The sequence below is a fragment of the Paraconexibacter antarcticus genome, assembly GCF_024220175.1.
Lineage (GTDB): Bacteria > Actinomycetota > Thermoleophilia > Solirubrobacterales > Solirubrobacteraceae > Paraconexibacter > Paraconexibacter antarcticus.
Genome location: NZ_CP098502.1, coordinates 1287976 through 1314606, shown reverse-complemented (window position 1 = coordinate 1314606; position 26631 = coordinate 1287976). Strand labels below are relative to the sequence as shown.

22 protein-coding genes and 1 other RNA gene are annotated in these 26631 nt (G+C 72.4%); 9 read left to right on the top strand and 14 right to left on the bottom strand.

The window, feature by feature from the left end; all coding sequences use genetic code 11:
* Positions 1 to 935 precede the first annotated feature (935 nt).
* Positions 936 to 2368, top strand: a protein-coding gene (locus NBH00_RS06595) for an IS3 family transposase (RefSeq protein ID WP_254573690.1) whose coding sequence is annotated in 2 segments (ribosomal slippage) — positions 936 to 1284 and positions 1284 to 2368 — 1434 coding nt in all. Because the reading frame shifts where the segments join, the coding sequence is not laid out codon by codon here.
* Between the two features lie 171 nt (positions 2369 to 2539).
* Here NBH00_RS06595 and NBH00_RS06590 read toward each other — a convergent pair.
* Together NBH00_RS06590 and ssrA are read right to left on the bottom strand one after the other, a co-directional pair.
* Positions 2540 to 3184, bottom strand: coding sequence for a hypothetical protein (locus tag NBH00_RS06590; RefSeq protein ID WP_254572556.1), 645 nt, complete (start codon positions 3182 to 3184; stop codon positions 2540 to 2542).
* Positions 3185 to 3715: 531 nt separating this feature from the next.
* Positions 3716 to 4082, bottom strand: a transfer-messenger RNA (tmRNA) gene (gene ssrA, locus NBH00_RS06585).
* Positions 4083 to 4492: 410 nt separating this feature from the next.
* On the opposite strand from ssrA, the gene NBH00_RS06580 reads away from it, so the two are divergent.
* Together NBH00_RS06580 and NBH00_RS06575 are read left to right on the top strand one after the other, a co-directional pair.
* Positions 4493 to 6292 (top strand): M3 family oligoendopeptidase, encoded by a 1800-nt coding sequence (locus NBH00_RS06580; RefSeq protein ID WP_254572555.1) that lies wholly within the window; start codon positions 4493 to 4495, stop codon positions 6290 to 6292.
* 54 nt (positions 6293 to 6346) lie between these two features.
* Positions 6347 to 7249, top strand: a complete 903-nt coding sequence (locus tag NBH00_RS06575; RefSeq protein WP_254572554.1) for a site-2 protease family protein — start codon at positions 6347 to 6349, stop codon at positions 7247 to 7249.
* An 18-nt stretch (positions 7250 to 7267) separates the two neighbouring features.
* On the opposite strand, the gene smpB is transcribed toward NBH00_RS06575, so the two are convergent.
* Genes smpB through ftsE form a run of 5 tightly spaced genes read right to left on the bottom strand, consistent with a single transcriptional unit; the run spans position 7268 to position 12758 of the window.
* Positions 7268 to 7747 (bottom strand): SsrA-binding protein SmpB, encoded by a 480-nt coding sequence (gene smpB / locus NBH00_RS06570; protein WP_254572553.1) that lies wholly within the window; start codon positions 7745 to 7747, stop codon positions 7268 to 7270.
* Positions 7748 to 7790: 43 nt separating this feature from the next.
* Positions 7791 to 9749, bottom strand: coding sequence for a ribonuclease R family protein (locus NBH00_RS06565; RefSeq protein WP_254572552.1), 1959 nt, complete (start codon positions 9747 to 9749; stop codon positions 7791 to 7793).
* On the bottom strand, positions 9746 to 10963 hold the full coding sequence (locus NBH00_RS06560) for a S41 family peptidase (protein ID WP_254572551.1): 1218 nt from the start codon (positions 10961 to 10963) through the stop codon (positions 9746 to 9748). Before NBH00_RS06560 ends, NBH00_RS06565 begins: the two co-directional genes overlap by 4 nt.
* Before the next feature lie 25 nt (positions 10964 to 10988).
* Entirely contained in the window at positions 10989 to 11885 is an 897-nt protein-coding gene (locus NBH00_RS06555) for a cell division protein FtsX (protein WP_254572550.1), read from the bottom strand.
* Positions 11886 to 11903: 18 nt separating this feature from the next.
* The gene (ftsE, locus tag NBH00_RS06550; protein ID WP_254572549.1) at positions 11904 to 12758 is read right to left on the bottom strand and encodes a cell division ATP-binding protein FtsE; all 855 of its coding nucleotides are present in this window, start codon (positions 12756 to 12758) and stop codon (positions 11904 to 11906) included.
* Between the two features lie 90 nt (positions 12759 to 12848).
* On the opposite strand from ftsE, the gene NBH00_RS06545 reads away from it, so the two are divergent.
* Together NBH00_RS06545 and NBH00_RS06540 are read left to right on the top strand one after the other, a co-directional pair.
* Positions 12849 to 14105 carry a M16 family metallopeptidase gene (locus NBH00_RS06545; RefSeq protein WP_254572548.1) on the top strand — a complete coding sequence of 419 codons (1257 nt, stop codon included), beginning with the start codon at positions 12849 to 12851 and terminating at the stop codon, positions 14103 to 14105.
* Positions 14106 to 14165: 60 nt separating this feature from the next.
* Positions 14166 to 14522: a hypothetical protein gene (locus tag NBH00_RS06540; protein WP_254572547.1), complete on the top strand. Its 357-nt coding sequence runs from the start codon at positions 14166 to 14168 to the stop codon at positions 14520 to 14522.
* Between the two features lie 27 nt (positions 14523 to 14549).
* On the opposite strand, the gene NBH00_RS06535 is transcribed toward NBH00_RS06540, so the two are convergent.
* Both NBH00_RS06535 and NBH00_RS06530 read right to left on the bottom strand, forming a co-directional pair.
* Positions 14550 to 14870 (bottom strand): hypothetical protein, encoded by a 321-nt coding sequence (locus NBH00_RS06535; RefSeq protein WP_254572546.1) that lies wholly within the window; start codon positions 14868 to 14870, stop codon positions 14550 to 14552.
* Between the two features lie 15 nt (positions 14871 to 14885).
* The gene (locus NBH00_RS06530) at positions 14886 to 16475 is read right to left on the bottom strand and encodes an alkaline phosphatase D family protein (RefSeq protein ID WP_254572545.1); all 1590 of its coding nucleotides are present in this window, start codon (positions 16473 to 16475) and stop codon (positions 14886 to 14888) included.
* Positions 16476 to 16636: 161 nt separating this feature from the next.
* Here NBH00_RS06530 and NBH00_RS06525 point away from each other — a divergent pair, with 161 nt between their 5' ends.
* Positions 16637 to 18187, top strand: coding sequence for an FAD-dependent monooxygenase (locus NBH00_RS06525; protein ID WP_254572544.1), 1551 nt, complete (start codon positions 16637 to 16639; stop codon positions 18185 to 18187).
* A 6-nt stretch (positions 18188 to 18193) separates the two neighbouring features.
* Here the strand turns inward: NBH00_RS06525 and nadA are convergent, their stop codons facing one another.
* Both nadA and nadC read right to left on the bottom strand, forming a co-directional pair.
* Positions 18194 to 19189, bottom strand: coding sequence for a quinolinate synthase NadA (gene nadA / locus NBH00_RS06520; RefSeq protein WP_254572543.1), 996 nt, complete (start codon positions 19187 to 19189; stop codon positions 18194 to 18196).
* Positions 19189 to 20058, bottom strand: coding sequence for a carboxylating nicotinate-nucleotide diphosphorylase (gene nadC, locus NBH00_RS06515; protein WP_254572542.1), 870 nt, complete (start codon positions 20056 to 20058; stop codon positions 19189 to 19191). Before nadC ends, nadA begins: the two co-directional genes overlap by 1 nt.
* Before the next feature lie 46 nt (positions 20059 to 20104).
* Here nadC and NBH00_RS06510 point away from each other — a divergent pair, with 46 nt between their 5' ends.
* Positions 20105 to 21079: an NADPH:quinone oxidoreductase family protein gene (locus NBH00_RS06510; RefSeq protein ID WP_254572541.1), complete on the top strand. Its 975-nt coding sequence runs from the start codon at positions 20105 to 20107 to the stop codon at positions 21077 to 21079.
* A gap of 55 nt (positions 21080 to 21134) precedes the next feature.
* On the opposite strand, the gene NBH00_RS06505 is transcribed toward NBH00_RS06510, so the two are convergent.
* Positions 21135 to 22649 (bottom strand): aminotransferase class I/II-fold pyridoxal phosphate-dependent enzyme, encoded by a 1515-nt coding sequence (locus NBH00_RS06505; protein WP_254572540.1) that lies wholly within the window; start codon positions 22647 to 22649, stop codon positions 21135 to 21137.
* A 2-nt stretch (positions 22650 to 22651) separates the two neighbouring features.
* The gene (prfB, locus tag NBH00_RS06500) at positions 22652 to 23803 is read right to left on the bottom strand and encodes a peptide chain release factor 2 (protein WP_302182706.1); all 1152 of its coding nucleotides are present in this window, start codon (positions 23801 to 23803) and stop codon (positions 22652 to 22654) included.
* 26 nt (positions 23804 to 23829) lie between these two features.
* Here prfB and NBH00_RS06495 point away from each other — a divergent pair, with 26 nt between their 5' ends.
* Both NBH00_RS06495 and NBH00_RS06490 read left to right on the top strand, forming a co-directional pair.
* Entirely contained in the window at positions 23830 to 24330 is a 501-nt protein-coding gene (locus NBH00_RS06495) for a hypothetical protein (RefSeq protein ID WP_254572539.1), read from the top strand.
* 45 nt (positions 24331 to 24375) lie between these two features.
* Complete coding sequence (locus tag NBH00_RS06490) at positions 24376 to 25317, top strand: histone deacetylase family protein (protein ID WP_254572538.1); 942 nt, start codon at positions 24376 to 24378, stop codon at positions 25315 to 25317.
* Positions 25318 to 25323: 6 nt separating this feature from the next.
* Here the strand turns inward: NBH00_RS06490 and NBH00_RS06485 are convergent, their stop codons facing one another.
* Entirely contained in the window at positions 25324 to 26601 is a 1278-nt protein-coding gene (locus NBH00_RS06485) for a hypothetical protein (protein ID WP_254572537.1), read from the bottom strand.
* Positions 26602 to 26631 lie beyond the last annotated feature (30 nt).

The following is a 26631-nucleotide window of genomic DNA, read 5'->3' as shown; positions in this document are numbered from 1 at the left end:
CGGAGGCAAGTACACGAGGAGTCCAAAATGGATGATTCTGATTTGGGCGGAAGCGGAAACCCCGAGCAAACGAACCGCATACATGTTGAGGGCTGCCCTGCCCCCGTGACACGCGAGAATTGCATCTGCCCGCCACGGGACGACTACAGAGCCCAGGAGGTCCAGAAGGTCCGCGCCAGTGTGAAGCAGGAGGACGCCTCCGAGGGTCGTTGCCAGAACACCGACGTGTGCGTACTTCCCAGATGGCATACGGGGACATGCGCCGTGCCCCTCGCTGGGACGGTGTTGATGTTCAAGCAGCAGCGTGACGAAGCGGTGGCCGAGAACAAGCGGCTGCGCAAGGCACTGAGTAGGTACGGACGACACGATCGTGAGTGCAATCGGATCAAGTGGTGGACCCGCAGATGCACATGCGGCCTTGACCCGATCCTCAACCCCGAGAGGAAGCCATGACTGTTCCGAGCTTGGGCAGCTTGGCCGTATTCGTCCCTGTCCTCGGGCTGGTGTTTGCGTTCGTGTGGTGCGTGCTACCCGAGTGGTTCGCGCGCCCGTCCCACCCGACACCCGCCGATCACGACTACCACGAAGGGGTCGACTATGGCCGATAGGGCACTCCCCGGTTCGGGCAACAGGACCAACGACAGAAGGTCGGCCCTCGCGGGGTGGGTCGCGGGCGTGACGCTCGGCATCGGCGTGTCTGGTGGCATGTGGATGAACCCGTACATCGCACTCACGTTGATTTTTTGCGGGATCGTTTCCTGCGCCACCGTCCCCTCTCTGCCAAGGTGACGTGAGACAGGTTCTACCGTTGTATTTACTGAGCCTGAGGGCGAGAACGGACGTGCGTTGTGTCGCAGTTCCCTGCAGGGATGAAGGACGAGCTGGAGGGTTCCGCCGGCGGTGTGCCGGAGGGAGCCGAAGGCGAGCGTAGGCACATCGCCGGCGGCGCGTCGTCGCTGGTGGGGGTCCCGGATCCCGAGCTCGTGCCGCGGGCGACGCGCCGCAGGTTCACCGCGGCGTACAAGCTGAAGATCGTGCTCGCCGCCGAGGCGTGCACCAAGCCCGGCGAGATCGGCGAGGTGCTGCGCCGCGAGGGCTTGTACTCCTCGCTGCTGACGGAGTGGCGGCGGGCCCGCGACAGCGGCGCGCTCGGGGCGCTGGAGCCTCGCCAGCGTGGCCCCAAGCCGCCGAGCGCCGAGCGGATGGAGAACGCGGCGCTGCGTCGCCAGCTGGAGCGCTCGCAGGCCGATCTGGTGACGGCGCGTCGGGTGATCGAGGTGCAGGGAAACGTCTCCGCGCTCTTGGAAGAACTGCTGGCCAAGAGCGCGCCGGAGACCGACGAGCAGCCGCCGCGATCATGATCGATCAGGCCGTCATTGAGATCGAGCCGCTGGTCGGCATCCTGCCCGCGTGCCGCGCCCTCGGCGCGTCCAGGGCGTCGTTGTATCGCCGACGCAGCCCGCCGCCCGCGCGCGCGTCAGTGCCGCGCAGGCGGCCCGGCCGGGCGCTGTCGGATGAGGAGCGTGCCGCGGTGCTCGAGCAGTTGCACAGCCCGCGCTTTCAGGACGCCTCCCCTGCCGAGGTCTGGGCGACGCTGCTGGATGAGGGGATCTACCTTGCGTCGCAGCGCACGATGTACCGGATCCTCGCCGCCGAGTACGGCGGCGTCACCGAGCGCCGCGCGCAGCTGACCCATCCGCCCTACGCCGCACCGGAACTGCTCGCCGAGCGGCCGAACGAGATTTGGTCCTGGGACATCTCGAAGTTGAAGGGTCCGGCGAAGTGGACCTACTACTACCTCTACGTCATTCTCGACGTCTACAGCCGCTACGCCGTCGGCTGGACGGTGCAGCACCGCGAGAACGCGCACCTGGCCAAGGCGCTGATCGGCCAGGCGTGCGAGCAACAGAACATCGTCCGTGGCCAGTTGACGGTGCACGCCGACCGCGGCCCGGCGATGACGTCCAAGCCCGTCGCGTTCCTCCTCGCCGACCTCGGCGTCCTGCGCTCGCATAACCGGCCGTACACGTCGACGGACAACCCGTACTCCGAGTCACAGTTCAAGACGATGAAGTACCGGCCCGGGTTCCCCGCACGGTTCGACCACATCGACCACGCCCGCGCCTTCTGCCGCGACTTCTTCGGCTGGTACCACCACGCTCACCGCCACGCCGGCATCGGCCTGATGACCCCACACGACGTCCACCACGGCCACGCTCCGGCCGTCCACGCCGCCCGCACCACCGTCCTCGACGCGGCCTACGCCGCCACGCCCGAACGCTTCGTCCGGCACCCGCCCCGACCGCCCGCGCTGCCGACCGCCGCCTACATCAACAAGCCCAAGCCCGAGGAGCCCGCCGCTCACTAAATTCGCCCCGACACTGTCTCATCCGGCTTGACAGGTTCCGGTCTACGAGGCAACGCGACCATGAACCGGCTTCGAGTTGGGGCAAGAGCACCACTGTGAACACCGCTCATCCGTGGGCCCCACCAGAAGACCCCTGTCCAGTTCGGACGGGGGTCTTTCCCTTTTCGAGCGTCAGTCGGCCGGCAGGAAGCCAGCGTCCTGCATGCGGGCCCTCGCCGTGGCGATGGTCTTCTCCGTGAAGAACCGGTGGTATGGCTTGGTGGTGTCGAGGACCAGCGTCTCGAGCATCAGGTCCGGCCGGTTGGCGTTCTCCAGGTGTCCGAAGCCCAGGGTCGGCTTGCGGATGATCCTGGCGATGGTGGGCACCAGGACGCCGTCGGCCTGGCCCTTCTCGATCTGCTGCTTGTAGCGGACTGCGGCGTACTTCTGCGTGCGCCCGTCGCTGCGCTCGATGGTGACCTCCTTGCGCGCCCGCTCGTAGATCTCCATCGCGTCCGCGTAGAGCATCTCCAGGGCCGCCTGACCCTCGGTGGTGCCGATCGTTGCCGTCTTCATCTTGATCTCGTTCTCTTCGGGGTCGTAGAACTGGAACGCCAGCCCCTCGCCGTTGTCGTCGCTGACCTTCTTGGTGCGGACCTTGATCGCCAGCGCGTCGGCCTTCATGTGGAGGTTGACGCGCATGTTCTCGGTCGCGGCGTCGTAGTCCTCGCCGCGCCGGATCTCCCATGCGCCTCCGTCGGTCCACTCATCCCAGGGATACCGCCGCTGGGACTTCGTGCCGTCGTCGGAGGGGAACTCGCTGATTCGTCGTGCCATACAGAGCACTATGGCACATAGGTGTTCTAAGGTACCACCTATGCATCTGATGTTGGCGCGTTGCAACTCCCCGCGCTGGCCGGCGACCCAGTGACGTGCTCGATCCGACGTCGGGCCCGCTCGATGACCCCTCCGGACGTGGCCGGTCCGAGCGCATAGCAGCCGGTCGAGATGCGAATGACCAGCTCGCCTCGCCGCGTCGCGTGCTCGTAGAGCCACCCTTTCGTCGAAGATCGCGGGACGTCGCGCCCGAGGAGCGCATTGACCCGCGCGTGGACGTCGCGCGCCTCAAGAGGCACGCCTGCGTCCGCCAAGACCACGAGTGCGGCGTCGCGAACCAGGCCAGGAGCGAGTTTCACGCCGGGCTCTGCGGCGCCTCTCGGCGTATATGCCCGCGACATGACGGCCTTGAGGTCCAGCCTGGAACGCTCGCAGTCCAGGAGCGCCATTGTGAGCGCGCCGGTCCTGTCGCCGGACACAAAGGAACCCCGGCCCTCTCGAGAGTGGACCGGGGTTCGACCTTCGTGAAATTGGTGGAGACGGTGGGAATTGAACCCACGTCCGCAGCCGCGTACTGGGAGCTTCTACGAGCGTAGCCCGCACTCTGATCTCGCCGATCGCTCGCCTTGCGGGCGGGGTTGCGTCCGGCCAGCCCGTCTGATGATTTCCCCGGTTCGGCGAAGGCGTTCCTCCCCAGGTGGAGCCGGCATCTGAACCCAGGTCCCTCACGGCCGGCAGGCGAGGGCTGAGTCCTCACTCACCTAGATTGGATCTAGGCAGCGAGGGCGTACTCGTGAGAGTCCGCATGTGTGTTTTTCCCGGGGTTTTACGAGGCCACCCGGAACCTCGGCTCGCTACCACCAATACGGAACCGACCACGTCGAAGCCTGTCGTCCCCGTGTTGATGCCCTACGCCACCGAGTGTAGCGGGCGCGGGAGGCGTTGCTCGCCGGCGCGTCGCGCAGACAAGGCGACGCGGGCTCGAGCCGCTCGACGGAACCGTCCTCCCGGTCGCGACCCCGTGAAGGGTGCGCCCGAAGCTCTGGTGGCGCGACCTCACACCGTCTCACCGCCCGTACCCGAGGGCACGGCGCCCCGAGGGGCTTGCGGTGGTCCCCCCGGAGGAGGACCTGGTCTCGCTCTTCGCGGCTCGTTCCCGCGTCTGGTCCAACCGTCCCACCGCGGCCGCGGCAGTGCAAGGGGACTCAACGGATGATGCCGCATCCTCGGCGGAAATCCGTCGCGAACCGACCCTCGGGGCCTGCGTCTCGCGCGGGCCCGCGCGACGCCGCACTACGCTGTCGCCCCATGAGCACCACCGAGGTCGGAGACGTCGCCTGGAACCTGGAGCCGTTGGTCGACGGTGAGGGGCCGGCTGGCGTCGACCGCCAGCTCGACGAGGCCGCCGAGCGCGCGACCGCGTTCGCCGCCGCCCACGCCGGCAAGGTCGCCGCGTTCGACGGCCCGACGCTCGCCGCCGCGATGGAGGAGCTCGCCGGGATCTCCGAGCTCATCGGCCTCGCGTACTCCTACGCGTCCCTGCAGTTCTCCGTCGACACCGCGGACCCGAAGATCGGCGCGCTCATGCAGAAGGTGCAGGAGAAGGCGACGGCGATCGAGACGACGCTCCAGTTCTTCGAGCTCGAGTGGGCGGCGCTCGACGATGCGCTCGCCGACCAGCTGCTCACGGCCGACGGCCTCGACACGAGCCGCCACCACCTCCGCAACGCGCGCCGCTACCGGCCGCACCTGCTCTCCGAGCCCGAGGAGCGCATCCTCACCGAGAAGTCGGTCACGGGCCGCAGCGCGTGGTCGCGCCTCTTCAGCGAGCTGACGAGCGCCATCGAGGTGACCCTCCCGGGCGAGGAGGAGAAGGTCGCGCTCGACGTCGCGCTCTCGAAGCTCTATGACCCGGACCGCGCGGTGCGGGCCGCCACCCAGCAGGCCGTCACGGATGCCCTCGCGCCCGGGCTCCGGACGCGCGCCTTCATCTTCAACACACTGCTGGCGGACAAGGCGACGGACGACCGGCTGCGCAACTTCGACAGCTGGCTGTCGAGCCGCAACCTCTCCAACGAGGCGAGCGACGAGTCCGTCCAGGCGCTCATCGACGCGGTGAAGGGCGCGTACGAGCTCCCGCGCCGCTGGTACCGCCTGAAGGCCCGCCTGCTCGGCGTCGACCGGCTCGCCGACTACGACCGGATGGCCGCCGTCGCGACGGCCGACGAGGAGTTCGGGTGGGACGACGCCCGCGAGCTCGTCGTCTCCTCCTTCCGCGACTTTTCCCCGATCCTCGGCGACACGGCGCAGGGCTTCTTCGACGGCGATTACATCGACGCCCCGGTCCGCCCGGGCAAGCGCGGCGGCGCCTTCTGCGCCTACGTGACCCCGAGCGCGCACCCGTACGTCCTGCTGAACTGGACCCACCGCCGCCGCGACGTCCTGACGCTGGCCCACGAGCTCGGGCACGGCCTCCACGCCGCCCTCGCCCGCCCGCGCGGCGTCTTCGAGCAGCACACGCCGCTGACGCTCGCGGAGACCGCCAGCGTCTTCGGCGAGACCCTCGTCTTCGGCCGCCTGCTCGAGGAGACGACGGACCCCGCGAGCCGCCTCGCGCTCCTCGCCGAGAACATCGAGGGGTCGATCGCGACGGTCTTCCGCCAGGTCGCGATGAACCAGTTCGAGCACGCGGTCCACACCGCCCGCCGCACCGAGGGCGAGCTGTCGGTCGACCGCATCGGCGAGCTCTGGGCCGTGAGCCAGGAGGAGCTCCTCGGCGACGCGGTCGAGGTGACGGACAACTACAAGTCGTGGTGGTCCTACGTCCCCCACTTCGTCGGGACGCCCGGCTACGTCTACGCGTACGCCTACGGGCAGCTTCTGGCGCTCTCGGTCTACGGGCGGTACCTCGAGGTCGGCCCGGCCTTCGTCGACGACTACGTCGCGCTGCTCAGCGCGGGTGGCTCGAAGTCGCCGGAGGAGCTCGCGGCCATCGCGGGCCTCGACCTCACCGACCCCGGCTTCTGGCAGAGCGGCATCGCCCTCGTCGAACGGCAGCTCACGGCCGCCGAGGAGGCGGCCGAGGCGGTCCTGACCGAGCAGCGCTGACCGGGCGCACCGGCCTCAGCGAGCCGTTATCTGCGGCTGCCACACTGAAGGTCCATGGACCCCTCGTCCTCCACCCCGCCCCCCGGCTGGCTCCCGCCGGCCGCACCGGCGCAGGCCCCGGTGCCGGCCCACGCCCCCGCGGCCGCGACCGCGACCGCCCCAGACCCGTTCGGCAGCGCGCCCGTCCCGTGGTGGCGTCGCCTGCGCAGCGCGATCGTCGCCGCGGGCCTGCTCATCCTGAAGTTCGGGAAGATCGCGCTGCTCGCGATCCCGAAGCTCAAGATCCTCACGACGTCGGGCTCGATGCTCGTGAGCATCGCCGCGTACTCGCTCATCTGGGGGTGGCAGTTCGCGATCGGCTTCGTGATCCTGCTCTTCGTCCACGAGATGGGGCACGTCATCCAGCTGCGCCGCGAGGGCATCGAGGCCAGCGCGCCGGTGTTCATCCCCTTCATGGGCGCGCTCGTGTGGGCGAAGTCCCTCGGCGACAACGCCCTCGCGGAGGCGCGCGTCGGCCTGGCCGGCCCCGTCCTCGGCTCGATCGGCGCCGCGGCGTGCATCCCGCTCGCCGACGCGACCGGGAACGACATGTTCCGGGCGCTCGCCTTCACCGGGTTCTTCCTGAACCTCTTCAACCTGCTGCCGGTCGTCCCGCTCGACGGTGGCCGCGCGATGGCCGCCATGTCCCCGTGGATGTGGTACCTCGGCTTCTTCGGGATCGTGCTCGCCGTCTTCCTGGCGCCGAACCCGATCATCATCCTCATCGCGGTCTTCGGCGGCCTGGAGACCTACCGGCGCCACAAGGCCCTGAAGGAGGGCGGCTCCGAGGTCCGGGCGTACTACAAGGTCCGTCCGCGCGACCGGCTCATCGTGGCCGTGGTCTACCTCGGGCTCATCGCGCTGCTCGTGTGGGGCATGGACGCGACGCACGTCGCCCGCACCTTCAGCGACGTCTAGCCGCGGCGGGTTCCGCGCTCAGCGCTCGGCGTCACGCAGCTGGCGCTGGACGTCGCGCTGCATGTCCTTCTTCTTGATCGACTCGCGTTTGTCGAAGCGGTCCTTGCCCTTGCCCAGCGCGATCTCGACCTTCGCCCGCGGCCCCTTGAAGTACACGCGGAGCGGGACGAGCGTGTAGCCCTTCTCCTTCGTCTCCGCGACGAGCTTGTCGATCTCCTTGCGGTTGGCGAGGAGCTTGCGGACCCGCTCGGGGTCGTGGTTCTCGCGTGACGCCGGCCCGTACGGCGGGATGTGGACGTTGTGGAGGAAGAGCTCGCCGTCGCGGATGAGCGCGTAGCCGTCCTTCAGCTGGACGGTGCCGGTGCGGATCGACTTGACCTCGGTGCCCGTGAGCACGATGCCGCACTCGAGGCGGTCCATGAACTCGAACCGGAAGGCGGCCTGCCGGTTGCTGGCCACGTCCCCCTCGTTGATCTTGCGCTTGCCACCCTTGGCCATGCTCTGAGCCTAGACCGTCGCCGCAAAGCCGGGCGCTGACCCTTTAGGAGAGGTCGAGGTCGACGCGACCGCGAGGCGCATCCACCCGGTGAACGCTGACGGTGACCGCGTCGCCGAGCCGGATCGATTCCTTGCTGCTCGTCCCGGTGAGCACCGTCCCCGCCTCGTTGAGCGTCCACCAGTCGCCGTGCATCCGGCGGACGGGGAGCATGCCCTCGTAGCCGCCGGGCGCGCGGGAGTCCGGTCCCCCGAACGCGACGAACGCGCCGGCCTCGATGATGCCGACGACCTCCCCCGGGAACGGGCGCCCCGTACCCCCGGTGCCCTCGAAGAGCTCGCGCTCGAGCAGGAAGCACCGCGCGACGTCGTCGGCCGCGCGCTCGATCTTCATCGCCTCGCGCTCGCGGGCCGAGGTCGTGACCCCCGCCTCCTCCATCGCGCCGCCGCGCGGCGCGTCCTCCCCCGCTCCGATGGCGCTGAGGAGCGCCCGGTGCGCGACGAGGTCGGGATAGCGCCGGATCGGTGAGGTGAAGTGGCAGTAGTGGCTGAGCCCGAGCCCGGCGTGACCGAGGTTCTTCGCCCCGTAGCGGGCCTGCTTCAGCGACCGCAGCAGCAACGAGGTGAGCGCGCGGCGGCCGTGCCCGGTCCGTGTCGCATGCTCGTCGATGAGGCGGGAGGCCTCGACGATCGCCTGGGCCGCGACGTCCGGCGTGAGCCGCTCCGGCACGGCGGGCGTCGCCACGTCCAGCGAGGCGAGCTGCTCGACGAGCCGCTCGACGGCGCTCCCGTCCGGCTTCTCGTGCACCCGGTAGAGGGTGGGGATCTTCCGCTCGTCGAGCAGGCCGGCGACGGCCTCGTTCGTCGCGACCATGAGGTGCTCGATGAGCGTGTGCGACTCGGTCTGGATGCCGACCTTGGCGCCGTCGACGTGGCCACGACCGTCGAAGGAGAAGGTCGGCTCGGCGGACTCGATCGAGAGTGCGCCGGCGGCGCGGCGGGAGCCGAGGGCGGCGGCGGCGGCGCGAGCGGCGGCGAGCGGGCCGGCCCACGGGTCCTCGGCGCGCTCCTCCCCCGCGAAGATGCGGTCGACGCGGTCGTAGTCCAGGCGCTCGTCGGAGCGGATCGTGGAGCGGCAGAAGCGGGCGCTGACGACTCGGTCGCCGCGGACCTCGAGCTCGGCGGTGACGGCGAGGCGGTCGACCCCCGGCCGCAGCGAGCAGGCGTCGTTGCTCAGCGCGACCGGCAGCATGGGCTCGACCTTGCCCGGGACGTAGACGCTCGTCGCGCGCCGGTAGGCCTCGCGATCGATCGCGGAGCCCGGCCGGACGAAGGCGCTGACGTCCGCGATGTGGACCCATACGCGCCAGTGGCCGTCTCCGAGGGCCTCGGCGCTGATCGCGTCGTCGAAGTCCTTCGCGGTCGCCGGGTCGATCGTGAACGTCGTCAGTGCCCGCAGGTCCTCCCGGGCCGCCCCGCCGATGTGGTCGAGCTGCCCGGCGCGGCCGGCGTCGCGCGCCTCCTCGGCCGCCTTCTCGACGCCGGGCGGGAAGCGCCGCGCCAGCCCCCGGTCGAGCATGAGCGCCTCGAGGACGGCCGCGGCGTTGTCGGGGCGGCCGAGGACCCGGAGGACCTTCGGGGCGCCGCGCTCGGAGCGGGCGGTCTGGAGCAGGACGAGGTCGCCGTCGCCCCCGTCCCGGACGCGGTCCACCGGGATGCGCGGTCCACGGTTGAAGAACGGGACGGCGCTGAGCTGGCGGCCGCGGTGCTCGAGCCGGCAGACGAGGAGGTCCCCGGCGGCGGCGGGCTCGGCCTCGCGGCTGCGCGCCGCGGTGCGCGGCGCCGCCTTGCGGCCGGGGCGGCCGGGCTCGGCGGCGCCGCGCTTGGGTGCCCCGGGGCCGGCGGGCTTGCGCTTCGCCTTCGCCGCCTTGACCTTCGACTTGCGCTTGCCGGGCTTGGACCCGCCGGGCGGCCCCTTGCCCTTCCCCTTGCCGTTCCCGCTCACTTGGCGGCCACGACCGCAAGTGCCTTCTCGAGGCCCTCGTCGCGGGTGCGGGTCTCGGGGTCGTCCTTCGCCGGGACGTCGGGGGCGATGCCCGCGCCGGTGTTCACCGTCCTGCCGTTCGTGACGCCCTTGCCGCCGAGGTTGCGGCCCTTCGGCGTGAAGTACTGGCCCGCGGTGATGTCGAGCGCCCCGCCGTCCGACAGCTCGAGGACCTGCTGGAAGACGCCCTTGCCGAACGTCCGGGTCCCGACGACGGTCGCCCGCTTCGTGTCCTGGAGGGCGCCGGTGACGATCTCCGAGGCGCTGGCCGTCCCCTTGTCGACGAGCACGACGAGCGGATCGGTCGGGACGACCGGCTCACCGGTGGCGTCGAGCGTTTGGGCCGGGACGTTGCGGCCCTTCGTCGTGACGATCGGCCCGGACCTGATGAACGCGCTCGCGATGAGCTGCGCCTCGGTGACGAGGCCGCCCCCGTTGCCGCGCAGGTCGAAGACGAAGCGGTCGGCGCCGCGCTTGAGCAGCTTGCGCAGCGCGGCGTAGACCTCGGCGTGGGCGCCGGAGCCGAACTGGCTGAGCGCGACGACGCCGATCTTCTTCCCGCGGACGGTCTTCAGCGTCGACGCGACCATCGGGACGCTGATCTCCGCGCGGGTCGCCGTGACCGTGTGCGGCTTGCCCTTGTGGAGGTAGGTGATGCGGACCGACGTCCCCGCCGGTCCCTTGATGAGCGCCGTCGACTGCCGCGAGGTGACGCCCTTCAGCGAGCGGCCCTTGGCCCGGACGATGACGTCCCCTGCGCGGATGCCCGCCTGGCTCGCCGGCGAGGACGGATAGACCTTCGTCACCAGGAGCCCCTTGGGGTCCTGCGCGACGAGCATGCCGATGCCGGAGAAGCTGCTGTTCTGGTCCTGCTGGAAGGACGCGTACTCCTTCGGCGTGAAGTAGTTCGAGAAGCGGTCGTCCAGGCCGGCGATCATGCCCTTGATCGCGGAGTCGGTGAGCTGCCGATCACCGATCGGCCGGTAGTAGACGTCCTGGATCTTCTGAATCGCCTCGGTGACGTCGTCGGCCTTCTTGTCGACGAAGGCGTGCCGGACCGGGTCCGGCAGCCACTGCGGATGGCCGCCGAGCCACACGCCGACCGCGAGGACGGCGAGGACGATCGTGACGGTGGGGATGAGGCGGCGGACGGTGCTCACGAGGGAAGACGGCACCAGGCCGTAATCCCCAGGCTAGCGGTCAGACCCGCAGGAAGCGGCGCAGGGAGAGCCCCGCACCGAGACCGGACACGCCGACGCTCGCCGCAAAGAGCAGCGACACGAGGAGCGTGAACGAGATCGTCTCCGGCGCGGCGATGAGCGCGAAGTCGCTCGCGAGCGGGTCGATGAGGGCGATCTTGCCCACGAGCAGCAGGAGGATCGCCACCACCCCGCCGAGCGCGCCGAGGACGACGCCCTCGATGACGAACGGCCAGCGGATGAACCAGTCGGTCGCGCCGACGAGCTTCATGACCTCGACCTCGCGGCGGCGCGAGAAGAGCGACAGGCGGATCGTGTTCGAGATGAGCAGGATCGACGCGATGACGAGCAGGCTCGCCAGGAGGAACATCGCGAGCTTCACGACGCGCGTGGCCGTGAGGATCTTGCCCGTCTGGTCCTTGCGGTTCTCGACCTTCTCGATCGCCGGATCGATGTTGCTGCGCGACCCCGAGGCGGAGACGGGCGCGAGCTCGTCGCGGAGCTTCAGCGCGTTGTCCGCCTTGTCCGGCGTGACGCGGAAGGTGTCCGGCAGCGGGTTGGACCCGAGCAGCTGGTAGGCCTCCGGGTTGCGCTTCTTCTCCTGCTGGTAGGCCTGCTCCTTGGAGACGAAGACGACCTTCCCGACGTGGCCGGTCTTGTCGGTCAGCAGGGTCTTCACGCGGGCGACGTCGCTCTTCGTCGCGTCGGTCTTCAGGAAGACGTCGACGAGGACGCGGCCGCGGACCTCGTTCGCGGCACCGGTCGTCGCCTGCACGACGGGGATGAACACCCCGAGGACGAGCACGGTCACGACGACCGAGGCGACGGCGGCGAAGCTCGGGATGGCGTTGCGGTTCACGGACCGCATCGCCTCTTTGAGGAAGAAGGAAAAGCGCATGACGGGTGGGGCTCCGGCCTAGAAGGCGTCGTCGAAGAGGTCGCCCGGGTCGGGCAGGCGGCGGGGGGCGGGCGCCGGCTCGCCGCGCATGAGCGCGCCGAACTCGCCGGTCGAGACCTCGCCCTCGCGGTAGGCGCCGGTGAGCTCGTCGCGGATGACCTTGCCGCCGGACAGCTCGATAACGCGGCGGCGCATCCGGTCGACCATCGCGTGGTCGTGCGTCGCGACGAGCACGGTCGTGCCGGTGCGGTTGATGCGGTAGAGCAGCTGCATGATCCCGATGGACGTCTCGGGGTCGAGGTTGCCGGTCGGCTCGTCGGCGATGAGCAGCGGCGGGTGGTTCACGAACGCGCGCGCCACGGCGACGCGCTGCTGCTCGCCGCCCGACAGCTGGTCGGGGAAGTTGTGGAGCTTCGTCGACAGGCCCGTGAGGCGGAGGATGTCCGGCACCTTCGCGCGGATGTCCTTGCGGGTGCCGCCCGTCACCTGCAGCGCGTACGCGACGTTGTCGTGCACCGTGCGGTTCGGCAGGAGCTTGAAGTCCTGGAAGACGATCCCGAGGTTGCGGCGGTAGTACGGGACCTTCTTGCGGTCGAGCGCGGAGAGGTCGTGGCCGGCGACGCGGATCGTCCCGCTCGTCGGCTCGTGCTCCTTGATGAGCAGCCGCATGATCGTCGACTTGCCCGAGCCGGTGTGGCCGACGAGGAAGACGAACTCGCCCCGCTGGATCGAGAACGTCGCGTTCTCGAGCCCGGTGTCCCCCGAGTCGAAGCGCTTGGTGACGTCCCGGAACTCGATGACGTTCGGGACCTGCTGATCTGGCCGCGCCCGGGTGCGATCCAGGTTGCGGGCATGCCTCTCGGAGATGGCCATCGTCACCCGAGGTTAGCCACCGCATGGCGTTTTCCCTGCACGTCCGCGCCCGTGCAACGGCCCTTGCAGCGGGGTTCGTAGACTGCCCGGATGCCCTCCATCCGGACCGAGATCCTGGCCAACGGCCTGCCGCTGCATCGCATGGCCCTGGAGGGCACACGCGCCACGACGATCCTCGTCGCGTTCGACGCCGGCGCCCGGACCGAACGTCCCGAGGAGAACGGGATGGCGCACTTCCTCGAGCACCTCGTCTTCAAGGGCGGCGAGAAGTACGACGACTACCGCAAGGTCAACGAGACGGCCGAGCGGATGGGCGGCTCGCTCAACGCGTACACGTCCCACGACCTCGTCGCGTTCCACATCACGGTCCGCGCCGAGGCGACGATGGAGGCGCTCGACCTGCTCACGGACTTCGTCGGCCGGCCGCTGCTCGACCAGGAGGAGCTCGACAAGGAGCGCGGCGTCGTCATCCAGGAGATCGCCCGCTACGCCGACCAGCCGTCGGCCGTCGCCGAGGAGCTCATCGACAAGGCCGCCTTCGGCGACCACCCGCTCGGGCGGACCGTCCTCGGGCCCGAGGAGCACCTGAAGACCTTCAGCCGCGACGGGATCATCGCCTTCCGGGAGCGTCAGTGGGCGGGCAGCCGCGGCGGCGCGTTCATCGTGGGCAACGTCTCCCACCTCGAGGACGGCGCGGCGACGAACGAGCTGCTCGAGCGCTTCCCGACCCTCGACGCGCCCGGCCCGTTCGAGCCCGCGCCCGCCTTCACCCCGCAGGTCCTCGTCACCGAGCGCGACTCGAACCAGTCGCACCTGCGGATGATCTACCGCCCCGACGTCGACGTGACGGACGTCAAGCAGCGGGCGGCGCTCACGATCTACTCGACGCTCCTCGGCGGCTCGATGGGCTCGCGCCTCTTCGACGAGATCCGCGAGCAGCGCGGCCTCTGCTACTCCGTCTACTCGGTCGACCACGCGTTCGCCGACGTCCCGATCCTGCAGCTCGGCGCAGGCCTGGAGTCCGGCAAGTGCGCCGAGGCCTTCACGCGGATGAAGGAGATCGTCGCCGAGCTCCACGCCGACGGGCCGCGGGAGGAGGAGGTCGAGCGCGCGCGGGCGTACGCCGCGGGCCGCCGCGTCCTCGCCTTCGAGAACACGAACGCCGTCGCCCGGACGGCCGCGAACCAGGCGATCGTCTTCGGCGAGGACATCGACCCCGACCAGATCGTCGAGCGCTTCGACGCCGTCACCTTCGACGCGGTCGCCGACATCGCGCGCCGTGTGGACCCGACGACGCTCGCGATCGCCTGCGTCGGCCCGCACTCGGCCGACGAGTTCGCGGCCTAGCCTCCGCGCCGGTCGTCGATGGTGGTGGACGGCGCCGGGCCGCCGTGCCACCATCGTCCGGTGGTCGGCGTCGCGCCCACCCAGCCGGACCTCCGCGAGCTCGCGCGGTACGCGCGCCGCGTCCAGGACCGCTGGCCGCTGGAGTGCGCGGTCCTCGGCGGCACCCGCGTCGGCGGCACCCTGCCGGGGCCGGACGCGCCGGCCTACCTGCTCGTCCTCGTAAGCCCGCTCTTCGACGGCGTGCCCTGGCTCGAGCGTGTCCACCAGGCCACGGCGCTGTGGGACGCGACGGCGATGGGCGGCGCGGCCGAGGTGCACTGCTACACGCCGGTCGAGCTCGAGCGACGCCGCACGACGCTGCGCAGCATCCAGCAGGTGCTCGCGGGCGGCGTGGACCTCCTCGCCCTGCGGCGCTGAGCGGCGGGCTCGGCGCCCGCCGGATCGCTACTTCCCGGTGGCGCGGTGCGCGGCGCCGCGGCTGTGGCCGGCGGACCGGCCGCCGCCCGGCCCCGAGTCGCTGCCCGTCCGGCGCCCGGACGGCACCGGGGTGCGGCGGATGAGCCGGTCGAGGGCCGCGTCGTCGGGGCCGGCCTCCGCGCGCTCGGTGAGCACCCGCGGGTGCACGGTGCGGAAGCCCGGCCCGCGGGCGGGGTCGACGAGCGCGACGACGACCTTCTCCCGGCTGGGGACGTCGAAGACGATGCCGTCGAGCTCGGGGCCGCCGCCGGCGACCGTCACGAGATCGCCCACGGAGGAAGCGCTCATGCGACGAGCGTACTCCTAGGCCCGGTGGACCGCCGTCGAGCCCGCCTCCACCGTGAAGGCCGCGCTCGTGCTCACGGGGCTCTCCGGGACGAGGATCGACGCGGGCGACCGGAAGCGGACCGACAGCTGCGCCTTCGTCGCCTCGACGACCATGTAGCCGCGGCGCCGGGTGTCGAGGTAGCTGATGTGCGGGTTCGTCGCGAGCAGCGCCTGGCTGAACGGCGTCAGCGGCGCGGCGGCGGTCGACTCGAGGCCGAGCGACGTCACCGATCCGCCGACGAACTCGGTCGCGACCGGCGTGCCGCCGACGCGGCCCGTCGTCGTGAGGGTGCCGGCGACGTAGGTGTGGATGTCGCCGGTGAGGACCGCGAGGTTCCGGATGCCCCTGTCCCTGACGTGCGTGAGGATCTCCTCGCGCTCGGCGCCGTAGCCGTCCCACCCGTCCTGGTTCAGCGGGACCCCGGGGGCGGAGTCCCAGCCCATGAGCATCACCTCGCTCGCCCACAGCTTCCAGGTGGCGGTGTCGCGCGCGAGCGCGTCCTTGAACCACGCCTTCTGCGTCGCACCGAGCATCGTGGCGCCCGGTGCGTGGTCGTCGGCACAGGGCTGGACGATCGCGTCGTGGCAGGGCTGCGGCGTGCGGTACTGGCGCTGGTCGGTGAGGAAGACGGTCGCGCCCGCGCCGAGCGGCACCGTCCCGTAGATCCTCGTGTCGCCGGCCGGGCGGACGCGCGGCTGGTACTCGAAGTACGACAGGTAGCCCGCCCGGCGCCGCTCGGCGAAGGAGACGCGGCGCGGGTAGGCGTTGTCGTTCTCCGTCTTGGCCGGGCTGCGGCTGATCGAGTCGGGCCCCGTCCCCGCGTAGTTGTCCTCGACCTCGTGGTCGTCCCAGATCGGGACGAACGGGTGGGCGGCGTGCATCGCCTGGAGGTTCGGGTCGCGCTTGTAGAGGCGGTACTTCGCGCGGAACTCGTCGAGCGTCTGGACGTCCCCGTCGCGGCCCGGGCCGGTCGTGTCCCTCCGGGCGGCCGGGCCGTCGTAGTAGTGGTGCTCGTAGATGTAGTCGCCGAGGTGCAGGACGAGGTCGAGGTCCGGCTCGGCTGCGAGGCCGGCGATCGCCGTGTAGTACCCCGCCTCGTAGGACTGGCAGGAGAGGACGCCGATGCGGACCGGCTCGGCCGAGTCGGCGGGCCGCAGCGTGCGCAGGCGCCCGACCGGCGAGTCCGTCGTCCTCGTGTGGAAGCGGTAGAAGTACTCCTCTCCCGGCCTCAGGCCCGTCACCTGGCTGCGCGCGGTGTAGTCCCGGACGGCGGACGCCCGGACGCGCCGGCGCTGCACGACCCTGCGGAAGCCCCTGTCGGTCGCGACCTCGAGGGTGATCGTCGACGTGCGCGGCAGGTCGTCGACCCGCGTCCACAGGACCGCGCCGGTCGTCGACGGGAACCCGCTCATCACGCCGAGCGAGAAGCCGCCCGCGCGCGCGGCGGGCACCGCGGGGCGCGCGGCGCGAAAGCCACGGGCGAGGGCCTCCGGCCCGCCGAGGAGGACGCCGCCGGCGGCGGCGACGCTGCCGGCGAGGAACGCGCGGCGGGACTGGTCACTCATGCGCGCGAGTCTGGCACGCCCGTGCCGGTTCGGGCGTGGCTCGCGTGTGAACACCCCTCTCCGCCTCCAGATTAAACCCGGCAGGGGGGCTTGTTTCAAGCCCCGGGCGTGCCTCATGATCGTCCGCTCGATCGCCGGGAACGAGGAAACGGAGCAGCGAGATGGGTGCAGCGACAACGCCGGGACACACCGTGGTCATCGCCGGGGGCGGGCCGACCGGTCTGATGCTCGCGGCCGAGCTCGCGCTGGCGGGGACGGACGTCGCCGTCGTCGAGCGGCGCCCGGACCCGGAGCTCGCCGGGTCACGGGCGGGCGGCCTCCACGCGCGGACGATCGAGGTGCTCGACCAGCGGGGCGTCGCCGACCGCTTCCTCGACGAGGGGCAGGTCGCGCAGGTGACGCAGTTCGGCCCGACGCCGATCGACATCAGCGACTTCCCCACGCGGCACGGCTACGGCCTCGGGCTGTGGCAGAACCACATCGAGCGGATCCTCGCCGGCTGGGTCGCCGAGCTCGGGGTGCCGATCGACCGGGGCCGCGAGGTCATCGGTCTCGCGCAGGACGCCGGCGGGGTCGACGTCGAGCTCGTGGGCGGCGACGTCCTCCGCACGGGCTGGCTCGTCGGCTGCGACGGCGGGCGCAGCGTCGTGCGCAAGGCCGCGGGCATCGGCTTCCCCGGCTGGGACGCGGCGATGAGCGCGCTCATCGCCGAGGTCGAGCTGACCGGCGACCCGGAGCTCGGCATCCGCCGCGACGCGGCGGGGGTCCACAGCATCGGCCGCGTGGAGTACGAGATCCGCGACGGCGAGATCGTCTGGGCGGACGCGGGCCCGTTCCGCGTCATGGTGACCGACGCACAGCCCCGCCCCGCGGGCGAGCCCGGGCTCGACGAGCTGCGTGCGGCGCTCGTCCGCGTGTACGGCACCGACCACGGCGCGCACAGCCCGACGTGGATCTCGCGGTTCTCCGACGCCACGCGCCAGGCGGACGCCTACCGGAGCGGCCGGGTCCTCCTCGCCGGGGACGCCGCGCACATCCACTCCCCGGCCGGCGGGCAGGGGCTGAACACCGGCGTGCAGGACGCGGTGAACCTCGGCTGGAAGCTCGCCGCCGTGGCGCGCGGCGACGCCCCGGACGCGCTGCTGGACACCTACCACGCCGAACGCCACCCGGTCGGCGCACGCGTGCTGCGGCTGACGATGGCCCAGGCCGCGCTGCAGCGGCCGGACGACCGGATCGCGGCCCTGCGTGAGACCCTGGGCGACGTCGTCGGCCTCGACGGACCGCGCCGCGCGCTCGGCGGGATGTTCTCCGGCCTGGACATCCACTACGACCTCGGGGACGGCCATCCCGTCCTCGGGCGCCGCATGCCGGACCGCGACCTCGACCTGGGCCGTGACCTCGACCTCGACCTCGGAGGGACGCGCGACCGCGGACCGGTCCGCGTCTACGAGCTGCTGCGCGACGCCCGGCCCCTCGTGCTCGATCTCGGGACCCCGGGCGGGGTCGACGCCGCGGGCTTCAGCGGCCGCGTCCGCGTCCTCACCGCGGCCTCCCACGGCCTGTGGGAGCTACCCGTCCTCGGCGCCGTCGCGCCGCCCACCGCCGTCCTCGTCCGCCCCGACGGCCACGTCGGCTGGGTCGGGGAGGACGGCAGCACCTCCGGCCTGACGGCGGCCCTGGAGACGTGGTGCGGGCCGCCGGCGGGGTGACGCCGCTCAGGCGTTGATCGAGACCATCCGCTCGATCGGGATGCGGGCCTTCTCGGCGATGGTGGGCTCGACCTTCACCTCGCCGCTGAGGTCCCGCAGGCAGTCGCGGAGCTTCGGCAGCGTGATCATCTTCATGTAGCGGCAGCTCGCCTTCTCGTTCGCCGCGATGAAGTTCAGGTCGGGGGCGGCGACCTGGAGCGGGTACATCATCCCGACCTCGGTCGCCATGATCACCGTGCCGCCGTCGCCCTTGTGGTCCTCGGCGTACTTGAGCATCCCGCCGGTCGAGAGCATGTGGACGCCCTCGACGTCGACGTCGCCCGCCGCGACGTACTCCATGACGCTCGTCGAGCAGCCGCACTCCGGGTGGATGAGGAAGTCGGCGCCGGGGTTCGCCGCGCGCACCTCCTCGATGTCCGACGGGCGGATCCCGGCGTGGACGTGGCACTCGCCGTCCCAGACGTGCATCTTGCGGCCGGTCGTCTTCTCGACGTACGCGCCGAGGAACATGTCCGGCCCGAAGAGGATCTCCGTGTCCGGCCCGTGCTCGCGGTAGATGTGCTCGACGACCGCGACGGCGTTCGACGAGGTGACGCAGTAGTCGGTGAGCGCCTTGATCTCCGCCGTCGTGTTGACGTACATCACCGTCTTGACCCGATCCCGCCCACCGAACTTGGCCTGCCAGTCGCGCAGCTCGCCCGGGGTGATCGAGTCGGCGAGCGAGCAGCCCGCGTCGACGTCCGGGATGAGGACCTGCTTGTCGGGACAGAGGACCGAGGCGGTCTCGGCCATGAAGTGCACGCCGCAGAACGCGATGACGGCCGCGTCGGACTTCGCCGCCTGCTGGCTGAGGCCGAGGGAGTCACCGACGTAGTCGGCGACGTCCTGCACCTCGGGCAGCTGGTAGTTGTGCGCGAGGATGACGGCGTTGCGTTCCTTGGCCAGCGCGCGGACCTCGGCCTGCAGCGCGGGAATGCTCTCGAGGGTCAGCAGCTCGGTCATCACAGGGCGTCCTTCTCTGGGGTGAGGATCAGGGACAGATCGAGCGTCGGAGCCGAATGCGTGAGGGCGCCGACGGAGATGAATTGTACTCCCGTCTCGGCGATCCCCCGGACCGTGTCGAGGTTCACGTTGCCGCTCGCCTCGGTCTCGGCGCGGCCGGCGATGTGCGCGACGGCCGCCCGCAGCGCGTCCACGCTCATGTTGTCGAGCAGCAGGCGCGGGGCGCCGGCCGCGAGGGCCTCGTCGATCTCGGTCAGGTCGCGAACCTCGACCTCCACGAGCAGGTCGCGCCCGGCGGCCGCGGCGTACGCCTTGGCGGCGGTGACGGCAGCCCCGACCCCGCCGGCCATCGCGGCGTGGTTCTCCTTGATGAGCACCGCGTCGAAGAGCCCGATGCGGTGGTTGGCGGCGCCGCCCGCGGCGACGGCCGCCTTCTCGAGCAGCCGCAGCCCCGGCGTCGTCTTGCGCGTGTCGATGATCGTCGCGCCGGTGCCGGCGACGGCGCGGGCGTAGCGGGCGCTCATCGTCGCGACCCCGCTCAGGCGACCCAGGAAGTTCAGCGCGGTGCGCTCGGCGGTGAGCAGCGCCGCCGCGTCGCCGGCGACCTCGAAGACGGGCCCGTCCTCGCGCCAGGCGCACTCCTCGGTCAGCGCGGTGAAGACCGCGTCCGGGTCGCACTGGCGGAACGCCTCGGCGGCCGCGGTGAGGCCGTAGACCACGCCCGGCGCCTTCTGGCGGACGCGGGCGGTGGCGCGGGTCCCCGGCGGGACGGTCGCGGCGTTCGTCACGTCCCCGGTCCCGACGTCCTCGGCGAGGGCCCGGGCGACGAGGTCGGCGATCAGGGCGGGGTCGACGGCGGGGACGGTCATGGGACGGTGAAGGATAGGACGGCCGACCGCGGCTAGGGTCCCTCCCATGCGCGCCCTCATGCTCCGCGAGACCACCGGCCCGTCGGGTCTGCACCTGGAGGACGTGCCGGTCCCCGAGGGCGGTGACGGCCTCGTGCTCGTCGACGTGAACACCGCCGGCGTCGGCTTCGTCGACATGCTCGTGACGAAGGGCGAGTACCAGATCAAGCCGCCGCTGCCGTTCATCCCGGGCTTCGAGGTCGCCGGGACGGTGCGCAGCGTCCCGGCCGGGAGCGCGCTGAAGCCGGGCCAGCGCGTGGCCGCGATGACGTTCTCCGGCGGCTACGCCGAGGTCGTCGCCGTGCCCGAGTTCCTCGCCTTCCCGCTCCCCGACGCGGTCGACGACGTCACCGCCGCGGGGGCGGTCATCAACGCCGGGACGGCGTACCTCGGCCTCGTGCGGCGCGGGCGCCTCGCGCCCGGCGAGACCGTCCTCGTGCACGGCGCCGCGGGCGGCACCGGCCTCGCGGCGATCGGGGTCGCGAAGGCGGTCGGGGCGGGCCGGATCATCGCGGCGGCGTCCTCGGAGGACAAGCGCGCCGCCGCCCTTGCGGCCGGCGCGGACGAGGCCGTCGACAGCGGCGGCGACTGGGTCACCGCCGTCAAGGAGCTGACCGGCGGCCGCGGCGCGGACGTCGTCTGGGACCCGGTCGGCGGCGACGTCTTCGCCGGGTCGCTGCGCTGCATGGCGCCCGAGGGCCGACTGCTCGTCGTCGGGTTCGCCGGGGGCACGATCCCCGAGGTGAAGGTCAACCGCCTGCTCCTGCGCAGCCACGACGTCGTCGGCGTGAACTACGGCGGGTTCGCGGCGGTGGACCCGGCGTTCCCGCGCCGGACCGCCGACGAGACGTTCGGCTGGATGGCCGAGGGGAAGCTCCGCTTCGAGGCCGGGCCGGCCGTCCCCCTCGAGCAGGGCCCGGCGGTGCTGCAGGCGTTCGCCGACCGGACGGTCGTCGGCAAGCCGGTGCTGCAGGTCAGGTAGGCGGCCCGCGGGCGGGGCGGGCGCCGGGGCGGGCGGCGAGCCGCCGGCTCCGGGCTCAGGTGTCGCGGAGGACGTGGAGCGTCGCGAACGTCGCGTCGCTCGCGCCGTGCAGGCGCGCCCCGCCGTCGAGGATCGCCTGCAGGTACGCGATGACCTCTTCCGTGACGCGCTCACCGGGCAGGAGCGCCGGGATCCCGGGCGGATAGCCGGCGATCGACTCGCAGGAGACGCGGCCGACGGCTTCGTGCACGGGGACGCGCTCGGCGTCGCCGAGGAAGGCGTAGCGCGGGGCGACGACGGTCTCGGTGGGCGGCGCCGACGGCGGGCGCACGACGGGGCCGAGGGTGCCTGAGTCCACCGCGATCCGCTTAACCGTCTCGTCGAGGTCGCCTGCGACGCGCTCGAGCGCGACCGCGGACTCGGCGACGCCGACGACGAGCACGACGGTCGCCGCGGTGGCGAGCTCGACCCCGGCGTCGTAGGCGCCGCGCAGCGCCTCGGCGACCTCGTAGCCGCTGCGCCCCGTCGCGCGGACGTCGAGGACGATCCGCAGCGGGTCCCAGTCCGCGACGCCCGGCCGGCCGACGAGCTCCGGCCCGAGGACGGCGATGCCCGGCGTCGTGCCGAGCTTCGCGCGCGTGCGGTGGACGGCGGCGAGTGTCTCGTGCAGGAGCGCCTCGCCGTGGACGGCGAGCTGGCGGCGCGCCGCGTCGAGCGAGGCCATGAGCAGCGACGACGGCGAGGTCGAGCGGACGAGGCGGATCGCGCGGGCCACCTGCTCCGCGTCGACTCGGCCGCTGCCGGAGATGTGGAGCATCGCCGACTGCGTCAGCGAGCCCGCGAGCTTGTGCGTGCTCGTCAGGACGGCGTCGGCGCCGAGCGCGAGCGCGCTCTGCGGCAGGTCGGGGTGGAAGCCGAAGTGCGGGCCCCACGACTGGTCGACGGCGAGCGGGACACCCGCCGCGTGGGCGACGTCGGCGAGCGCCGCGACGTCCGCGCACATGCCGTAGTACGTCGGGGACACGACGAACGCCGCGCGCGCGTCCGGCGCCCGGGCCAGCGCGGCGCGCAGCCCGTCGGGCGTCACGCCATGGGCCATGCCGAGCGCGTCGTCGATCTCGGGCGGGACGAACGTCGGCACGCCTCCGCTGAGGACGAGGCCGTCGACGATCGACGCATGCGAGTTGCGCTGGCAGACGACGCGCGCCCCGAGCGGCGCGAGCGCGAGCGTCAGCGCGTGGTTGCCCTGCGTCGCCCCGTTCGTGAGGAAGAACGTCCGCGCGGCGCCGTGCGCCTCCGCGGCGAGCGCCTCCGCCTGCGCGTACGGGGTCGGGCCGGGACCCAGGTCGATCCCGTGGATGTCCTGCGGGACGTCGAGCGCGAGGGCCCGCTCCCCGAGGGCGTGGCGCAGCGCCGGGTCCGCACCGGGCCCGCCCTTGTGGCCCGGGACGTGGAAGCGGCCCGAGCCGCGCAGCCCGTACGCGACGACGGCGTCGAAGTACGGCGCGACCGGCTGGCCGGCGCCGCCGTGCGGCCCGTGGACCGGAGGCCGGTCGCCGGGCCCGGACACGCTCAGGCCTCGCCGTCGTCCGTGCCGCCCGCGGCCGCGTCACCGCGCCCGGCCCGGCGCAGCAGCTCGGCGCGGATGAACTTGTCGAGGTCGCCGTCGAGGACCTTCGTCGGGTCGCCCACCTCGACGTTCGTGCGGTGGTCCTTGACCATCGTGTACGGCGCGAGGACGTACGAGCGGATCTGCGAGCCCCAGCCGACGTCCTGCGCCTCGCCCTTCTCGCGCGCGAGCTCCTCCATCCGCTCGCGCTCGCGCAGCTCGACGAGCTTGCCGCGGAGCATCTTCAGCGCCGTCTCCTTGTTCGCCGTCTGCGAGCGCTCGTTCTGGCACTGGACGACGATGCCGCTCGGGCGGTGCGTGAGCCGCACGGCCGAATCGGTCTTGTTGACGTGCTGCCCGCCGGCGCCCGAAGCGCGGTACGTGTCGACGTTCACGTCGTCCATGTCGATGACGATCTCGCCGACGTCGTCGATGACCGGCGCGACCTCGAGGCCGGCGAACGCCGTCTGGCGCCGCGCCTGCGAGTCGAACGGGCTGATGCGCACGAGGCGGTGCACGCCCTTCTCGGCGCCGAACAGGCCGTAGGCGTTCTCGCCCTCGGCGCGGAAGGCGGCGGACTTGATGCCGGCCTCCTCCCCCGCGCTCGCCTCGAGCAGCTCGACCTTGAAGCCCCGCTGCTGCGCCCAGCGCATCTCCATCCGCAGGAGCATCTCGGCCCAGTCCTGGGCGTCGGTCCCGCCCGCCCCCGCGTTGATCGTGACGATCGCGTCGCCCGAGTCGTACTTGCCGCTGAACAGGCGCTCCTCCTCGAGGGCGGCGATGCGCTCCTCGACCGAGGCGATCTGCTCTTCGAGCTCGCCACCGAGCGAGCTGTCCTCGAGCGCCATCTCGGCGAGGTCCGCGAGGTCGCCGGCGTCGGCCTCGAGCTGGCCGAACGCCTCGGCCTTGCGCGAGGCACGGGCGTGCTCGGCGCTGACCTTCGCAGCGGCGTCGGCGTCGTCCCAGAAGCCGGGCTCCCCCATGCGCGCCTCGAGCTCCGCCGAGCGGGCGAGGAGGGCGTCGGGATCGATGCCGTCGCGCAGGATCGCCATCGCCGAGTCGATCTGGGCGAGGCGCTGGGAGACGGTGAGATCGCTGGAGGACGGCGTGGCCATGGGCGTCCGAGGGTATCGTCGCTCGGGTGAACTCGCTCGTCGCCCTCGTCGTGCTGCCGCCCCGGCTCGCGCTGCGCACGCTCGACGACCTCCACTCGCTCGCCGGCAGCGCGGAACGGGCCCTCGACCTGCTCGAGCGCCTCGACACCCGGGCGACGCGCATCGAGGGCGAGATCGACAAGCTGCTCGTCCTCGGGGAGACGCTCGAGGGCCGGGCGGCGCAGATCACCGCGATGGGTGACCGGCTGGCCGGGCTCGGCGATCAGCTCGTCGCCGAGGCGAAGGGCGCGCAGGCCGTCGGCGAGGAGGTCGCCCGGCGCGGCGCGGAGATCGCCGCCGCGCTCCCGCTGCTCCAGCGCGCGCTCGACCTCGGCGAGCCGCTCGAGGGCGCGATCGAGCGCGCCGGCCGGATCGTCGACCGCCTGCCGGGCGGGCGGCGGATCACGAGCGCGACGCGGACGCCGGGGGGCGTCGGCGGCACCGGCAGCGGGACGACCGCGCGGCCCGGGTCGCGTCCCGGCCCCTGAGCGTCCCGGCACGGCGGCGCGCCCCGGACCGGGCATCCTGACGGCGTGCGCGTCTGGTCCCACGCCGACCACCCCTTCCCGCTTCCCGCCGGGCACCGCTACCCGCTGGCGAAGTACCGCCTGCTGCGCGACACGCTCGTGAACGACGGGACACTCCGCGCGGCGGACGTCCTGACCCCCGAGCCGATCTCCTGGGACGCGCTCGCCCACGTGCACGAGGACGCCTTCCTCGCCCGGATGCGCACCGGTGCCCTGGACCGGCGCGAGGGCCGCGTGCTCGGCCTGCCGTGGTCACCCGAGCTCGTCGAACGTGCGCGCCGCGGCACCCAGGGGACGCTCCACGCCGCGCGGGACGCCCTCGACGGGCAGCGCATCGGCGTCATGCTCGGCGGCGGCACCCACCACGCCGGGCACGCGAGCGCCCGCGGCTACTGCCTCTTCAACGACCTCGCCGTCGTCACCGCGATCCTCCGGGCCGAGGGCCGCGCCCAGCGGATCCTCGTCGTCGACTGCGACGTGCACCAGGGCGACGGCACCGCCGAGCTGCTCGGGCCCGACCCGGACGCGTACACCCTGAGCGTCCAGTGCGAGCGCAACTACCCGTTCACCAGGATCCCCTCGGACCTCGACGTCGAGCTGCCGGCGGGGACCGGGGACGACGGCTACCTCGCCGCGCTGCAGGACGCACTCCACGTCGCGGCCCGGAGCTTCGGCGCCCCCGACCTCGTGCTCTACCTCGCCGGGGCCGACCCGTGGGAGGGCGACGGGCTCGGGCGCCTGCAGCTCACCTTCGACGGCCTGCGCGCCCGCGACGAGCTCGTCCTCGGCCACGCCGCCGCCGCGGGGCTGCCGCTCGTCGTGACGCTCGCGGGCGGGTACCCGCCGGACGTGTGGGACGGCGTGCGCATCAACCACGCGACCGTCCTCGCGGCGCGCGCCCACGCCGTCGCCGGCGCAGCGCTCCCGCCGCCGCGTCCCACCTCCTGACGTGCTTCAGGAGGCCGAGCGGATCGACGCCGGGTCGGCGGCGTCCGCGGCCGGGTCGCGCACGTCGACGCTCGACGCCTCGCTGCGGGCGAGGTCGCCGGGCCGGATCGCGCCGTGGCGCCCGTGGGCGACCGACTGCAGCTGGTCGGTGATGAGCCGCCGCGCGCGGTCGAGCGTCTCGTCGAGCGCGCGGATCGACTCGGCGGGGTTGCCCCGCTGCGCGAAGTACTTCGCGACGACGAGTCCCTGCACGATGTTGTCGTTGATCTCGAGGGCCTGACGCTCGCGGTCCTGCGACGCGCGCTGGGCCCGGTCGAGCGCGAGGCTCGCCTCGGCCGCGAAGAGCATCGCGGCGCTCCGCAGGCGCTCGGGCAGGTTGCGGCGCGGGCTCGTCCACGCGACGGCGAGGACGGCGACCGTCACGCCCTCGAGGAGCACGGGCTGGGCGAGTCCGAGGACCTGCCCGCCGAACGGTCCGCGACCGCCCGCGCCGGCGTCGGCGAGCAGCTCGACCGCGTCGCCGCCCCGGAACGCCAGCTCGAGCCCGCGGCGCGCGGCGTCCCCGCTGAAGGCGAGCCCGGCCTCCGACGCGCCGGCCATCGCCGTGACCTGCAGCCCGGTCGCCCCGTCGAGCGGCTCGAGGAAGATGACGACGTCGGCCGACGCGGACGCGCGCAGCGACTCGCACGTCACCTGCGCGAAGTCCTCGACGTCGGAGAGGCCCCCGGCCATCCGCGAGACGCTGGCCAGGTCCGCGGACTGCGCGCGGATCGCCGCCATGAGCCGCCCGATGAGGACGCCGCCGACGAGGATCGACCCGGTCGCCATGAGCCAGTGGACGCCCGGCACCGGCGTGTCCTCCTCGAAGGCGCACGCGAGGCCGTACTGCAGGATCGCCAGCCCGACGAGCACGGCGGCCGCCCGCGTCGTGAAGAAGTAGAAGGCGTACAGCGAGACCCACAGGTAGAGGAACGGGTATGCGGTGGCGCTCGAGCCGCCGGCGAGGACCGTGACCGTGACGAGCGTCGTCCCCAGCACGAGCAGCAGTTGCAGCAGCCGGACACCCGCGTGCGTGGCGAAGCGGTAGAGGACGGCCCCGACGACCATCGCGAGGGCGCCCGGCCCGAGGACACCGAGCGACCGGGTCGTGCCGTCGTGCGGGAGGACGAGGGTGGCGACGACGAGGGCCCCGCCCGCGGCGAAGAGGCCCGCGAGGGCCCGGGCCATCGTCGCGCGCTCGGACGGCGTCGTGCCGAAGGGCACGGTGCGAGCACCCGGGGCCATGGAGCCTGCATCGGCCCCGGCGGCACGGCG